Genomic DNA, 14,520 nt, shown 5'->3' on the forward strand with positions numbered 1-14,520 from the left:
GGGTAAATTCGCCAACCAGCCATTCGTGGACATGCGGGATTCTCAGCAGCATCACTTCTTGCGCAGCTCCGGCGTCCGGCAGTCCGCCTCTCCCTTACCATCATTAACCTCATAGTTCAAGGGGGCTTGCAGTATGTCACCACTCTACAGCGACGTTCACCGTCAGTCGATTGAAAACCCGGAAGAGTTCTGGGGCGCGCTTGCTGAAAAGCTCCACTGGTACAAGCCGTGGAACAAGGTGCTCGACGACTCGAATCCGCCGTTCTACCGGTGGTTCGCAGGCGGCGTCACCAACACCTGCTACAACGCCCTCGACCGGCACGTCGATGAGGGACGCGGCAACCAGATGGCGGTGATCTACGACAGCCCCGTCACCGGCACCATCGAAAAGTTCACCTTCCGCGAGTTCCGCGACAAGGTGGCGCTCTTCGCCGGTGCGCTCCAGGCTCGCGGCGTTCGCAAGGGCGACCGCATCATCATCTACATGCCGATGATCCCCGAAGCGCTTGTGGCGATGCTCGCCTGCGCCCGGCTCGGCGCGATTCACTCGGTGGTCTTCGGCGGCTTCGCCTCGCACGAACTGGCCGTGCGCATCGACGACTGCAAGCCCAAGGTGATCGTTTCGGCGTCGTGCGGCATCGAGCATGGCAAAATCATCGACTACAAGCGGCTGCTCGACTTCGCCATCGAGCTGGCCCACTTCAAGCCCGAAATCTGCATCATCCACCAGCGCGAGCAACTGAAAGCCGAGCTGAACGAGGAGCGCGACCTGACCTGGAAGCAGGCGCTGCTCGGCGTCGCTCCGGCGCAATGCACACCGGTCGAATCGACCGATCCGCTCTATATTCTTTATACCTCCGGCACCACCGGCCAGCCGAAGGGCATCGTGCGCGACAACGGCGGGCACATGGTGGCGATGCAGTGGACGATGGAGAGCGTCTATAACGTCAAGCCGGGCGAGGTGTTCTGGGCGGCCAGCGACGTCGGCTGGGTGGTGGGCCACTCCTACATCGTCTATGCCCCGCTCCTGCACGGCTGCACGACGATCGTCTTCGAGGGCAAGCCGGTCGGCACCCCCGATCCCGGCACCTTCTGGCGCATCATCAGCGAGCACGACGTTTCGGTAATGTTTACCGCGCCGACCGCGTTCCGGGCGATCAAGAAAGAGGATCCCGAAGGCAACTACATCCGTCGCTACAACTTCTCGAAATTCCGGACGCTCTTCCTGGCGGGCGAGCGCGCCGATCCCGACACGGTGCGCTGGGCCGAAAAGCAGCTCAAGGTTCCGGTGATCGACCACTGGTGGCAGACCGAGACCGGCTGGGCCATCGCGGCCAACTGCCAGGGCATCGAACCCGGCCCGGTCAAGTACGGCTCGGCCTCCAAAGCGGTTCCGGGCTACGACGTGAAGGTGGTCAACGAGGCGCTCGAAGAGCTTCCCCACGGCACGATGGGCGACATCGTCGTCAAGCTGCCGCTGCCCCCCGGCACCATGACGACGCTCTGGCGGGCCGATATCCGCTTCGTCGAGAGCTACATGAAGCATTTCCCCGGCTACTACCAGACCAGCGACGCGGGCTACATCGACGAGGATGGCTATATCTATATTATGTCGCGCACGGATGACATCATCAACGTCGCGGGCCATCGCCTTTCGACCGGCGCCATTGAGGCGGAGCTGTGCGAGCACCCGGACGTTGCCGAAAGCGCGGTGATCGGCGTACACGACGACCTCAAGGGCGAAGTGCCGCTGGGATTCCTCGTGCTCAAATCGGGCGTCGATACGCCGCCGGAGATGATCGTCAAACACGTCGTCGAGTACGTGCGCGAGAACATCGGCCCGGTCGCCTCGTTCAAGCAGGCGATCATCGTCAAGCGCCTGCCGAAGACCCGGTCGGGCAAAATCCTGCGCTCCACGATGCGCAAGATCGCCAACTCGGAGGCCTACGCCATACCGCCGACCATCGACGACCCGGCGATCCTCGACGAAATCAAAGAGGCTCTGCAAACCATCGGCTATGCCAAAACTTCGTAAAACAGATAAACCGTCACCATGATCGACAGAATCGACCATATCGCCATCGCGGTAGAGAACCTCGACAACGCCATCGACACCTGGACCAAGCTCCTCGGATGCAGCCGCTCGGCGGTCACGATCCACGAGGTTCCATCAGAAAAGGTGCGCGCGGCCTTCATTGCCGTGGGCCAGACAAAAATCGAACTGCTCGAACCGCTTGGCGATGACGGCCCGATTGCTAAATTCCTTTCGAAAAATGGCGAAGGAATGCACCACATCGCGCTCGCGACCGACGACGCAGCGGCGGAGGCCGAACGGGCTGCCGCCCTCGGCATCACGCCTCTTGGCGAGCCTTCGACGGGCGCGGGCGGCAAGAAGATCGTCTTTCTCCATCCCCGCCAGACCAACCGTGTGCTTGTCGAATTCGTTGAACCCAAACCCGATCATTCATTCATCCCGTGACCGTGAAACACTTCTTCCTGCCTTTCGAGAAAACAAAGGGGTTCAGCTACAGCGCGAAGTCAATTGAACGACTTTCGGAATACGAAAAATACCAGCTCTCCTTCCACCCCGAACGCCCGAAATACCTCGACTACCTCGCGGTTTTCGACAACGTGGAGGAGTGCCTGTCCAGCGACCTGCACGGCAGTTGCCTGATCCAGACCCACCGCGCCGAACTCCGCCGCAACGGCGTTGCGTGGCCGGTGATGCTCATCGGCCAACAATCCGCGCCGACCTCCGATTTTGGCGAACTGACCAGAATCATGCAGGACGAGGCCGAGGTCAAAAAGTGGAACCACGGCATGCCCACCCCCGCCGCCTTCGGGAAGGCGATCGAGGCGATAGCCATCGCGGAGCGCGAGAACCGCACCGTTATTACGGTGATCGACACGGCGGGAGCCGACCCGACCGAGGAGTCTGAAGCCGGAGGCATCGCCTGGAAGATCGGGCGATGCATGCAGGCGCTCGCCGAGGCGACCGTGCCGACCATTTCGGTCATCATCAATCGCGGATGCAGCGGCGGAGCCATCGCGCTCACCGGCTGCGACGCGGTACTCGCCATGGAGTACTCGACCTATCTGGTCATTTCGCCCGAAGCGTGCTCGTCGATTCTGTTCCACACGAGGGACAAGGCGAACCTCGCCGCCGAAATCTCGCAGATCACCTCAAAGGAGGGGCTGAAAAACGGCATCGTCGATGAACTGATCGACGAACCGGCAGGCCCGGCGCACCGCTTCCCCGGCGAGGCGCTCGAATCGTTCCGCGAGGTGCTCGGTCGCCGGATCGAAGCGTTCGGCAAAGCGCCCGTCGAATCGCTTCAGGAGCGGCGCGTTGAACGCTGGGCCAGGATCGGCCAGTGGAACACGACCACTGAAAAAGAGATCGCGGGCTACGAAAAGCGGGTCTCGAATTTCATCCCGAAACCCGAACGGAACCTTTTCATCCCCCGCCACAAAGGCTGCCGGAACGACGAAAAACGGCAAATCGCCGATCCGGTGCTCTACAGCAAACTGCTCTCGAACAACTTTGTGTGCTGCGTCTGCGGATTCCGTTACACCCGGTTGACCGCGCACGACTACATCGACCTGGTTCTCGACGCCGGTTCGTTCGCCGAACACACCGAGACGCGCTACATCGTTGACCGCGACATTCTCGGCTTCCCCGACTACGCCGCAAAGCTCTGCGAGGCTCGCGAAAAGAACGGCATGGCAACGGCGCTCATCACCGGCGACGGCACGGTCGGCGGGCGCGACGTGGTGGTTTGCGCCACGAGTTTCGGATTCCTCGGCGGCTCGTTCTGCATGTCCACCGGCGAAAAGATATGGCGAGCTTCGCGAATCGCCATCGAGCGCCGCCTCCCGCTCATCATCCAGGCGGCGGGCGGCGGGGCACGAATGCACGAGGGGTGCTCCTCGATGGTGAGCATCCCGAAGATTCACCTCGCCTTGTCGCTCGTCGAACAGGCCGGGCTGCCACTCATCACCATCGTCACCGACCCGACGCTTGGCGGCGTGGCCATCGGCTTCGGCTCGCGCGGCATCAGAATTTTCGAGCACAACGCAGCCAACATCGGCTTTTCGGGCAAGCGCGTCATCGAACAATACACTGGCAAAAAAACCTCGAAGGAGTTCCAGACCACCGGCTGGCTCCAGCAAAAAGGCTTCGTCGATCTGGTGGCCCATCCGCTTGAACTGAAAAGCCGCATCGCCGAAATCATTCGCAACCACTCGCAACGCCGAGACACCTGAACACCACGAACGATGAACGATACTGAATCACTGTTTTCCGGATTTCCCGCCGTCGATCACGAACAATGGAAGTTGAAAGTGACCGCAGAGCTGAAAGGCGCGGACTTCTCGAAAGTCGTCTGGAAAACGCCGGAGGGCTTCGAGATGGAGCCGTGGCATAACCGCCACACCGCCGTCCGACCCGCGCCGGAGGTGCCATTCCGGCGCTCGACGAACCACTGGCGCATCTGCCAGCAGATTGCCGTTGACCGGCTCATCGACGATCCGGCGCTGACGGGCGAGGCGCTGACGGAAGGCGCGGAGGCCCTCGAGCTCTGCTTCGAGGGCGTACCGGAGAGCGCCGAAGTGGTGCGACTGCTCGAAGCGCTGCGGAGCCTCGATCTGGCGAAAACCGCGCTCTACTTTTCGGGAGCCATCGGCGATCCGGCCTCGCTGCTCGACGCGCTCTCGGCGCTGCCCGGCTTCGCCGCGAACTCCGGCGCGCTGCTCTTCGACGCGCTCTCGGCAGGAGCGGACGCCGCGCTGCCGATTCCGCCGCATTCAGGATTCCGCACGATTGCCGTCGATACCACGCGCTTCCACGAGGCGGGCGCGACCATCACGCAGGAGCTGGCCTTCGCGCTCTCAGGCGCGAGCGACTGCCTCAGCCGCCTGACCAAGGCGGACGTGGATGCAAGCGAGGCCGCCGCCGCCATCGAAATTGTCTTCGCCGCCGGAACCAGCCACTTCCCCGAACTCGCCAAACTGCGGGCGATGCGGGCCATGTGGCCGCAACTGCTTTCCGCGTACGGGGTTGCGGCGGATGCGACGGCGGAGCCGCGAATTTTCGTCCGCTCCTCGATGCGCTCGATCTCAACGCTCGACCCGTACACCAACCTCCTGCGCCTCTCGACCGAAGCGCTCTCGGCAATTCTCGGCGGGTGCGACACGCTGCAACTCGCGCCGTTCGAGAGCGCCGGTTCGGTGTCGGCTGAATTTGCGGAGCGGATCACCCGCAACATCCAACTCCTGTTGCGCGAGGAGTCGAACCTCGGCCACGTCGTCGATCCGGCAGCCGGTTCGTTCCACATCGAAACCATGACCGCCGCGCTCTGCCGCGAGGCGTGGGCGCTCTTTCAGCAGATCGAAGCGGAGGGCGGCCTCGGCATTGCCGAAGCGAACGGAACCATCGCGTCGATGATCGCTCCGGCGGCTGATGCGCGGCGCAGGGCGATCAACACGCGCCGCCGGACGCTGGTCGGCATCAACCGCTACACCGTGCCGCCCGTCGCCGAAGTCGTGGCCGCAATTCAGCGACACCCCGATGCAACGAAGAGCAGCGGCTACGAGCAGCTCCGGCGGCGCATGATCGCGCACGTCGCCGCCGGAGGCGTGACGCCCCGCGCCGCGTTGTGGCTGCACGGCGATCCGTCGAAAAACCAGCGCGTGGCGGCCTTTGCCGACGACTTCCTGCGGAGCGGCGGCTTCGAGGTGTTGCCTGCCGTGACGCTCGATCCGGAAACCTGCAACTGCCGGACGCTCTTGCGCGCAGAGCCGGAGATCGTCGTCTTCTGCTGGAGCGGCGAGAGCGATCTTGCAAACGTCGCGAAAATCTGCGAAGTGATCCAGGAGCTGCGCAAGGAGACGGTGATCGTCATGGCGGCCAAACCGCCCGAAAACGCCGCCGAACTTTTGCGGGCGGGGCTCGACCGCTTCATCCACCTCGGCAGCGACGCTTACGCCGACCTGCTTTCGCTGCAACACAAAACCGGAGTGTTATGAGACCCGACTTTTCCAGCATCGAGCCTTTCGCGCCGGTTGATCCGGCAACGCGCCAAACCGGCGGCGAAAGCTGGGCCACCCTCGAAGGCATTCCGGTTCACGCCAGCTACGGAGAACCGACGGAGCCGACGCCCGACTTCGCGCCGGGATTTCCGCCATTCCTGGCCGGGCCGTACGCCAGCATGTTTACATCGAGGCCCTGGACGATCCGGCAGTACGCGGGCTTCTCGACCGCCGAGGAGTCGAACCGCTTCTACCGCCAGAACCTCGCCGCCGGCCAGAAGGGGCTGTCGGTCGCCTTCGACCTGCCGACCCATCGCGGTTACGACTCCGACCATCCGCGCGTCGTCGGCGACGTCGGCAAAGCGGGCGTGGCCATCGACACGGTCGAGGATATGAAGATTCTCTTCGACGGCATTCCGCTCGGCGACATCTCGGTTTCGATGACCATGAACGGCGCGGTGCTGCCGGTGATGGCCTTCTACATCGTGGCGGCGGAGGAGCAAGGCGTCGCGCCGGAGCGGCTTGGCGGCACCATCCAGAACGACATCCTCAAGGAGTTCATGGTGCGCAACACCTACATCTACCCGCCGGAGCCGTCGATGAAGATCATCGCCGACATCTTCCGCTACACCAGCGAGCGGATGCCGAAGTTCAACTCGATCAGCATTTCGGGCTACCACATGCAGGAGGCGGGCGCGACCGCCGACCTTGAACTCGCCTTCACGCTCGCCGACGGCCTCGAATATATCCGCACGGGCCTCGACACCGGACTCGACATCGACGCCTTCGCGCCGCGCCTGTCGTTCTTCTGGGGCATCGGCATGAACTACTTCATGGAGATTGCCAAACTCCGTGCGGCGCGTGTGCTCTGGGCGAAGATCGTTTCGCAGTTTGGGCCGAAGAATCCCAAATCGCTCATGCTCCGCTCCCACTGCCAGACCTCGGGCTGGAGCCTGACCGAGCAGGATCCGTTCAACAACGTCGCCCGGACGACCGTCGAGGCGATGTCGGCGGCGCTCGGCCACACGCAGTCGCTGCACACCAACGCGCTCGACGAGGCCATCGCCTTGCCCTCGGTCTTCTCGGCGCGAATCGCCCGCAACACCCAGATTTACCTTCAGGAGGAGACCGACATCTGCCGCGCCATCGATCCCTGGAGCGGCTCGTATTATGTGGAGGAGCTGACGCGCCAGCTTGCCACAAAGGCGTGGGCGCTGATCGAAGAGATCGAGGCGGCAGGCGGCATGGTGAAGGCCATCGAAGCGGGACTGCCGAAAATGCAGATCGAGCAGGCGGCCACGCGCAAGCAGGCCCGCATCGACAGCGGCAAGGAGACCATCGTCGGCGTCAACGCTTTCCGCACGGAGCATCGGACGGAGATCGAGCTGCTCGAAGTCGATAACACCGCCGTGCTCAACCAGCAGCTCGCGCGTCTCGACGAGGTGAAGCGGAAGCGCGACGGCGAGGCGGTTCGTGAGGCGCTCGACGCTATCGTGCGGTGCGCCGAAACCGGCGAGGGCAATCTGCTCGCGCTCTCGGTCGATGCCGCCCGAGAGCGCGCCACGCTCGGCGAAATCTCCTCGGCGCTCGAGACGGTGTACGGGCGCTACCGCGCCACGACGCGGCTCAACACCACCATCTATCAGTCGCAGATGCAGGACAACAGCCTCTTTTTGCAGGCCCGTGAGCTTGCCGACTCCTTCGCCGAATACGAAGGCCGCCGCCCGCGCATCCTCGTGGCCAAAGTCGGCCAGGACGGCCACGACCGCGGCGCGAAGGTGATCGCCGCCGCCTTCGCCGACATCGGCTTCGACGTCGATATTTCGCCGCTCTTCCAGACGCCGGAGGAGATCGTCCGGCAGGCGCTCGACAACGACGTGCACATCGTCGGCATTTCGAGCCTCGCGGGCGGCCACAAGACGCTGGTGCCGCAGGTGGTCGAGGGATTGCAGGAGGCGCGGCGCAGCGATATTCTCGTGATCGCGGGCGGCGTCATTCCGGAGCGCGACTACGACTACCTCTGCGAGCGCGGCGTGGCGGGGGTCTTCGGCCCCGGCACAGTGATCGCCGAGGCGGCCATCAAGCTGCTCGCGCTGCTCCTCGAACATCACCAGTGAGCGAACCGGACGAAGCGATGAGCGGCAGGCAACGGCATGAACCCACGGTCGAGGAGTTCGTCGAGGGCATCAGGAAGGGCGACCGCCACCTGTTGAGCCGCGCCATCACGCTGGTCGAATCGAGCCGCCCGGAGCACGAGCGGCTGGCGCACGAAATTCTCGACCGCTGCCTCGGCAGTGGCGGCTCTTCGATTCGCGTCGGCATCACCGGAGCGCCGGGGGCGGGCAAGAGCACCTTCATCGAGGCGCTGGGGCTTCATCTCACCGACGCGGGCAAGCGCGTCGCCGTACTCGCCATCGACCCAAGCAGCTCCCGCTCGAAGGGCAGCATCCTCGGCGACAAGTCCCGCATGGAGCAGCTCGCCGCCCGCCCGGGAGCCTTCATCCGCCCGACTCCGTCGTCGGGCTACCTCGGCGGCGCCGCGCCGCGAACGCACGAAACGATTTTGCTTTGCGAAGCCGCCGGCTACGAGGTCATCATCGTCGAAACGGTCGGCGTCGGCCAGTCGGAGATCGTCGTGAACTCGATGGTCGATTTCATCCTCCTGCTCATCCTCCCCGGATCGGGCGACGAACTGCAAGGCATCAAGCGCGGCATCATGGAGATCGCCGACGCCATCGCCGTCAACAAGGCGGACAGCGACCGCCGCAGGATTGCCGAACTCTCGAAGGCCGACTGCGAGTCAGCGCTCCGGCTGTTGCCGGAGAAGCATCCGGGATGGGAGCGGAAAGTGCTGCTCACCTCCGCGCTCGAAGGCGCGGGCATCGGCGAAGTGTGGGAAAACATCGAGGCGTTCTCCGCCGCGATGCGGCAAAGCGGCGAGTGGCGCGAGCAGCGCCGCGAGCAGTTGCGCCACCTCTTCCACGCTATCGCCGAAGAGCGCCTGAAGCGCGAATTCTACAACGCCCCGGCAGTCAAAACCGCAAAAGCAGAGATCGAGCAGAAAGTGCTCGCCGGTTCACTCAGCCCTTTCACCGGAGCGCTGAAGTTGCTGGAGGCTTTTTTTTGCGTTAAGAGCCAGCAACCAGGCTCTTAATCCTATAAGTCCTATAGGTCTTATACGACCTATAGGACTTATAGGAAACACAATGCAACCGGAAGAGTCCAAGCATTTCAGCTACCCTTCCCCGATAAACTCCTTCTCGTTGGCCTTGACGATCAGCACGGGAACGGTGGATTTTCGTATCACCGCTTCGGCGACACTGCCCATCAAGAGGCGGCTGAGGCCGGTTTTGCCATGCGAACCCATGATAACGAGGCTTACATCGAAATCGACAATTTGCTGAAGAATCACTTCGGCAGGCATACCGATGATCACATCGGCGCTCACATCGATCCCCATCGCTTTGGCCTCATCGACCAGAGGAACGAAATCTTCATTTGCTGCGGCAGCCAGATCTTCTTCCAGCGGGATATAGGTCAAACTCATCTCCGCGGCTATCGGCCGGGGCTCGATCACATTGAGCAGTATCACCTTCGATCCCATCGACTTGGCAAACTCACAGGAATACCGGAACGCACTCTTCGATGCGTCGGAAAAATCGATCGGGCAGAGAATCGACTTGATGGTAATCATGGCCGTATCGTTTGATGATTGGTTAAATGAAAAACCGACTCACGCTTTTTTATCGAAAAACGACTTGAACAGATCGATCGGAACCGGGAAGATCGTGGTCGAATTGTTCTCGGTGGCGATGTCCTGCAAAGTTTGCAGGTAACGCAATTGAAGGGCGATCGGATTCTGCGCGATGATGGCCGCCGCTTCGGAGAGGCGTTGGGCCGCCTGGAACTCACCCTCGGCGTTGATGATCTTCGAGCGCCGCTCGCGCTCCGCCTCGGCCTGCTTGGCCATTGCGCGGCGCATCTCTTCGGGCAGGTCGATATCTTTGACCTCGACCTTGCTCACCTTGACGCCCCACGGCTCGGTGTCCTTGTCGAGAATCGTCTGGATGCGCGCGTTAATCTCGTCGCGCTCGGAGAGAAGACTGTCCATCTCACCCTGTCCGCAGACGCTGCGCAGTGTGGTCTGGGCGAGCTGCGAGGTGGCGAAATGGAAGTCGGCCACATCGATAATCGCCTTGATCGGGTCGAGCACCCGGAAATAGACCACGGCGCTCACCTTGACCGACACGTTGTCGCGCGTGATGATGTCCTGCGAAGGCACGTCAAGCGTCACCGTCCGCAAGTCAACCCGCACCATCCGGTCGATGTAGGGAATCAGAATAATCAGCCCCGGCCCCTTGGCTCCGATAATCCGGCCAAGCCGGAAAATCACCCCGCGTTCGTATTCCGACAGAATCTTGACGGCGGAGACAAAAAACGCCACCGCGAGCACCACGATCAACAAGAAATTTACCGAAAGCATCTTACGCCTCCCTGCTGTTTTGTTTTACCATAAGCTTCATTCCGTCGATGCCGGTAATCGTCACCCGTGATCCGGCGGGAATCGAACCATTTGCCGTTGCGTCCCATAGCTCACCATGCACGAATACCTTGCCGCTCTTGCCATCTCCGATCGCGCGTTCGACCGTGCCGGTTTCGCCGACGAGTCCCTCCATGCCGGAGATCACCTTGCGGCGGGTCGAACGAAGCACCACAAAGACAAGTAACAGGACTGTCGCCGAAAATGAAAGAAAAAGCGGCAGAAAAACCCACCAGTCGATGACCATGCCAATCTCCGGCTGATTGAACACCATCACCGAGCCGATGAAGAGCGCGACCAGTCCGGCGATGGCGAGCACGCCACTGCTGACGACAAAGATTTCAAGGCCGAAAAAGAGGATGGCGAGCAAAATAAGCAGAAGGCCGGTCCCGTTGACCGACAGGAGCTGCATGGCCCACGCGCCGAGCACGAGGGCAATCACTCCGGCCACGCCGGGAAAAACCGCGCCGGGCGTCGAGAGTTCAAACCAGAGTCCGGCAAGACCGAGAAGCAAAAGGAAATAGGCGATGTTGGGATCGGCGATGGTCATCATCACCTTTTCGCCAAAGGTTGGAGAAACCTCTTTGACCGGCACATTTTTCGTGTGAATCGTCACGTCACCGGCTGCCGTCTCCACCCTGCGCCCGTCGAGAAAGGCGAGCAGCGCTTTGCGATTCGCCGCCACGGTGTCGATGACGCCCGCCGCGAGCGCTTCCGACGCACTCGAAGCGATACTCTCGCGCACGGCCCGTTCGGCCCACACAGGATTGCGGCCCCGCTTCTGCGCGAGGCTGCGGGCGAATGCGGCAAGATCGTTCTCGATTTTCTTGCCCATCACGCTCCCCTTCTCACCGCCGCCGCCGCTAATATCGACCGGGTGCGCCGCGCCGGTCTCGGTGCCGGGAGCCATCGCCGCCACATGCGCGGAGAGCAAGAGCAGCGCCCCCGCCGAAGCCGCCTGCGCTCCGGACGGCGCGACATAAACGACGACCGGCACGCGCGAGGCCATCACGCCCTGCACCATCTGGCGCAGAGAGGCGACCAGCCCGCCCGGCGTATCGAGTTCGACGAGCAGCAACGTGTCGCCCTTCCGGTTCGCCTCGTCAAGCTCACGCAAAAACCACGCCGCGCTGCCGGGATTGACACTCCCCGTCAGCGACATGCTGCGGATTTCGGCTGATTCAGCGCGAACCGGGCCTCCGACAATACACTGGATCATGGCGATGATTGAAATCACGCCGAGTTTCAGGAACCTGCAAATCGTTTCCCGCATCATGGTGTAATCTTGAATTTCCCGATACGCCGTCACAATGACTAACAATAACAATGGAAACGAGTTGGTTCCCCTGAGCCGACATCACCGGCTCTTGGTTGATAACCGAAAATCATGAATGTTCAAACCAATGCCACCTCACCCCTTCCCGTTGAAATACTTCCGGGTCGCCGCCAGCGGGATGGCCAGCAGCAGCAGCAGAACTGCATTGAGAATCCCGTTCTGCCAAAAGCCTGTGCAAAGGGAAAAACCGGTATCGGCGACAAACCAGATGAGCATCGGCACGGCAAGCAACGCCCAGCCGCCTGACTCGCGGCGGCGAAACGGCCCCCTGACGATCATGAACATGCCCACGCCCCAGCCTTGCATGAGAGCGCCCAGCACACCGTAGGCGAACATGATGTACGCGTTGACGTCCGCCGGATACCGCACCTGAAACCGGCCCGGCGCAAAATAGAAGATCAGACTTAAAAACTCGCGCGCTATGCCAATAAGCATGATGGCAAGCGATACAGCGTAGAGCCAGCGTAGCAAGATTCGGGGTATCATGGTTTTAAAATAAAAAAACCAGCGTAAACCCTGTTATTACTCCGGCAACAAAAAATTGCAATTGCCGCCCCTGAAAGATATTGGGCTAAAGCCCTGATTTATTTTGTTTTATCTACATACCCCGGACTAAAGTCCGGGGCAATTGTTTAAGAGTTTTAATGGCCGGAGCAATAAAATTTTTCTGCGCAGCAGCCTCATGAATTGCCGCATAAACAGTCTTGGACGCCACCGCAACAGCCTCATTCTAAAGCTTGAAAATGAAATTGGCCACCGATTCCCGCTCCTGCCAGCCGAGCTGCTGGTAAAAGCCGCGCTTGTAGGAGTCGCGGTTGCGCCCGTTGCAGAGCATCAGGCGGGAGCAACCGCGCTCGCGAGCCTCCTTCCCGGCGGCTTCGAGCAGGCGCTTGCCGATGCCGCGCCCGCGCCACTTCTCATCGACGAACAGCTCCGAAACGTACCCTTCCGGCGCGGGCAGAAACAGGTACGGCAGCCACTGCACCGTCAGGTAACCCACGACCTTGCCTCCCGTTTCGGCGATCCAGACCGAACGGCAACCGGAGCCGGAGTATGCGCTGTCAAGCAGCGCCTCGATCCGCGCGGTATCGGCGCTGGCTGAATCGTCCGTGAAGTGCGGAAACCATCCGCTCTTCAGCAAAATCGCGGCGATAGCCCGTCCGTCCCCGGTGCGGCCCGGACGTATGGTAATGTCAGAATGCATCGAAAAGTCTTTCCGGATTATTATCGACGAAACTGCAAAAGCACGTCACCCGATGGTTTCAAATGCCGCTATTGCCTGCATCATCTCCGGGAAGACGGGATTTCGGGGTTCCAGCTCTTTGCCATCATTGCCGACAATCGGCTGTTCGAGTACGACGCTCGCATGGGGCACGCCTGGGTCTTCGTCGATGTCGAAACGCTTGAATCGTTCCGGAACAGAGACCTTTTGCAACGCCTCGATACCGGCAATATCGGCTGTGGTGTCGCATTTTGAGTGAGCCGCAAACACCTTTCCGGGAAAAGGAAAGCGCTGGTCGAACAGGTCGATGATGGTGTCGGTCTCCTTGATGAGCCGCGCGAGCTGCGCCGCGCCATCCATATCCACAAAGCTGTAACGGTAGGGATTGTCGCCGATCAGCGGGCTGTTGAAATCGAGCAGGTCGGCCAGAAAGGTGAGCAGCAGCTTCTCTTTCAGCTCGCCGAAGAGGCCGAACGGGCCGCCCGCAAGATCGAGCGCCGCCGAAAAGAGGTAGAGCGCTCCCCGGATTTTCGGGTTGATCGCCGCCATGTACAACCCCAGCGCGCCGCCGGTGGAGAGGCCGCCGATGGAGACCTCGCCCGCTTTCGAGGCCGCCGTGTTGACGGCAAAGCTGACGTTCGACTTCCACTCTTCGAGCTCGACCCCCTCCATGCCGTTCGGCTCTTTCAGGCCGTGGCAGTGCAGCAACGGCATATAGACGTTGTAGCCGAGACGCTTGAAAAAATAGTCGCCAATCGCCGTCATGAACCAGGGAGAGTCGGAAAGCCCGTGCACCAGCACAATCGCTTTTTTCGGCGGTTCCGGATGCTCCATGATTCGCGGCTGGCAGCCGTCGCGCACCGCTTCCGGCGAGAAATAGCCGAAGCGGTCATAATAGCCGAGCCACTCATTCTCGCGCGCGGCTGCGCCCTGCTGACTGCTCATATTGTCTCCCGTTTGATCGTTTAACCTGTTCGGCATATATACAGAAATATATCTTGAATACTTTCAAATCACAAAAAAGCGATACAGCCCGCCAAGGCCTTCCGGCATCCGGAAACATCGATGCCGGAAGGAGTGCGCAGGGGATGATTTGAATTTTCCCTGCTTTTTATTTGCATAATCCGATTATTCTCTTAGATTTAAAGCCATAACATCGTGGGGTGGAGCAATTGGTAGCTCGTCGGGCTCATAACCCGAAGGTTGCAGGTTCAAGTCCTGTCCCCACCACTAAAAAAGCCGTCCAAGAGTATAGGGCGGCTTTTTTTATTAGCCTCGCCCGCCTGCAAGATCCGTTGCGGTTTTATCATCAAAATGTGGTGCAATCTGCGGCTGCGATGACGGCTGCTGTTCATCGAAACGTTTCTTGTCTCTCTGTTGTTTTTTTGGCAG

The 14,520-nt window shown here is 61.1% G+C and carries 12 protein-coding genes and 1 tRNA gene; 7 read left to right on the forward strand and 6 right to left on the reverse strand.

What is annotated here, in order from left to right; all coding sequences use genetic code 11:
• The first annotated feature begins 133 nt into the window (after positions 1-133).
• The 6 genes from EST62_RS02885 to meaB are packed head-to-tail and all read left to right on the forward strand — an operon-like array spanning position 134 to position 9,184.
• On the forward strand, positions 134-2,035 hold the full coding sequence (locus tag EST62_RS02885; protein WP_129050598.1) for a propionyl-CoA synthetase: 1,902 nt from the start codon (positions 134-136) through the stop codon (positions 2,033-2,035).
• Positions 2,036-2,053: 18 nt separating this feature from the next.
• On the forward strand, positions 2,054-2,479 hold the full coding sequence (gene mce, locus EST62_RS02890; RefSeq protein WP_129050599.1) for a methylmalonyl-CoA epimerase: 426 nt from the start codon (positions 2,054-2,056) through the stop codon (positions 2,477-2,479).
• A gap of 2 nt (positions 2,480-2,481) precedes the next feature.
• Positions 2,482-4,266 carry a carboxyl transferase domain-containing protein gene (locus tag EST62_RS02895; protein WP_167599143.1) on the forward strand — a complete coding sequence of 595 codons (1,785 nt, stop codon included), beginning with the start codon at positions 2,482-2,484 and terminating at the stop codon, positions 4,264-4,266.
• A gap of 12 nt (positions 4,267-4,278) precedes the next feature.
• Entirely contained in the window at positions 4,279-6,027 is a 1,749-nt protein-coding gene (locus EST62_RS02900; protein ID WP_129050601.1) for a methylmalonyl-CoA mutase family protein, read from the forward strand.
• Positions 6,024-8,147: a methylmalonyl-CoA mutase gene (gene scpA / locus EST62_RS02905; RefSeq protein ID WP_129050602.1), complete on the forward strand. Its 2,124-nt coding sequence runs from the start codon at positions 6,024-6,026 to the stop codon at positions 8,145-8,147. The genes EST62_RS02900 and scpA overlap by 4 nt, the downstream gene beginning before the upstream one ends.
• Positions 8,148-8,164: 17 nt before the next feature.
• Entirely contained in the window at positions 8,165-9,184 is a 1,020-nt protein-coding gene (gene meaB / locus EST62_RS02910; protein ID WP_129050645.1) for a methylmalonyl Co-A mutase-associated GTPase MeaB, read from the forward strand.
• 81 nt (positions 9,185-9,265) lie between these two features.
• On the opposite strand, the gene EST62_RS02915 is transcribed toward meaB, so the two are convergent.
• The 6 genes from EST62_RS02915 to EST62_RS02940 form a co-directional block, all read right to left on the reverse strand.
• Positions 9,266-9,724, reverse strand: coding sequence for a universal stress protein (locus EST62_RS02915; RefSeq protein ID WP_129050603.1), 459 nt, complete (start codon positions 9,722-9,724; stop codon positions 9,266-9,268).
• A gap of 39 nt (positions 9,725-9,763) precedes the next feature.
• Entirely contained in the window at positions 9,764-10,513 is a 750-nt protein-coding gene (locus EST62_RS02920) for a slipin family protein (RefSeq protein WP_129050604.1), read from the reverse strand.
• Position 10,514: 1 nt separating this feature from the next.
• On the reverse strand, positions 10,515-11,843 hold the full coding sequence (locus tag EST62_RS02925) for a nodulation protein NfeD (RefSeq protein ID WP_129050605.1): 1,329 nt from the start codon (positions 11,841-11,843) through the stop codon (positions 10,515-10,517).
• A 138-nt stretch (positions 11,844-11,981) separates the two neighbouring features.
• Positions 11,982-12,377, reverse strand: coding sequence for a hypothetical protein (locus EST62_RS02930; protein ID WP_129050606.1), 396 nt, complete (start codon positions 12,375-12,377; stop codon positions 11,982-11,984).
• 259 nt (positions 12,378-12,636) lie between these two features.
• Entirely contained in the window at positions 12,637-13,110 is a 474-nt protein-coding gene (locus tag EST62_RS02935; RefSeq protein ID WP_129050607.1) for a GNAT family N-acetyltransferase, read from the reverse strand.
• Positions 13,111-13,155: 45 nt separating this feature from the next.
• Positions 13,156-14,073: a carboxylesterase gene (locus EST62_RS02940; RefSeq protein ID WP_129050608.1), complete on the reverse strand. Its 918-nt coding sequence runs from the start codon at positions 14,071-14,073 to the stop codon at positions 13,156-13,158.
• Between the two features lie 212 nt (positions 14,074-14,285).
• Between EST62_RS02940 and EST62_RS02945 the strand changes: the two genes are divergently transcribed.
• A tRNA-Met gene (locus tag EST62_RS02945) sits at positions 14,286-14,358 on the forward strand.
• The last annotated feature ends 162 nt before the right edge of the window (positions 14,359-14,520 follow it).

Origin of the sequence: Chlorobaculum sp. 24CR, assembly GCF_004118635.1 — a bacterium.
Classification (GTDB): Bacteria; Bacteroidota; Chlorobiia; order Chlorobiales; family Chlorobiaceae; genus Chlorobaculum.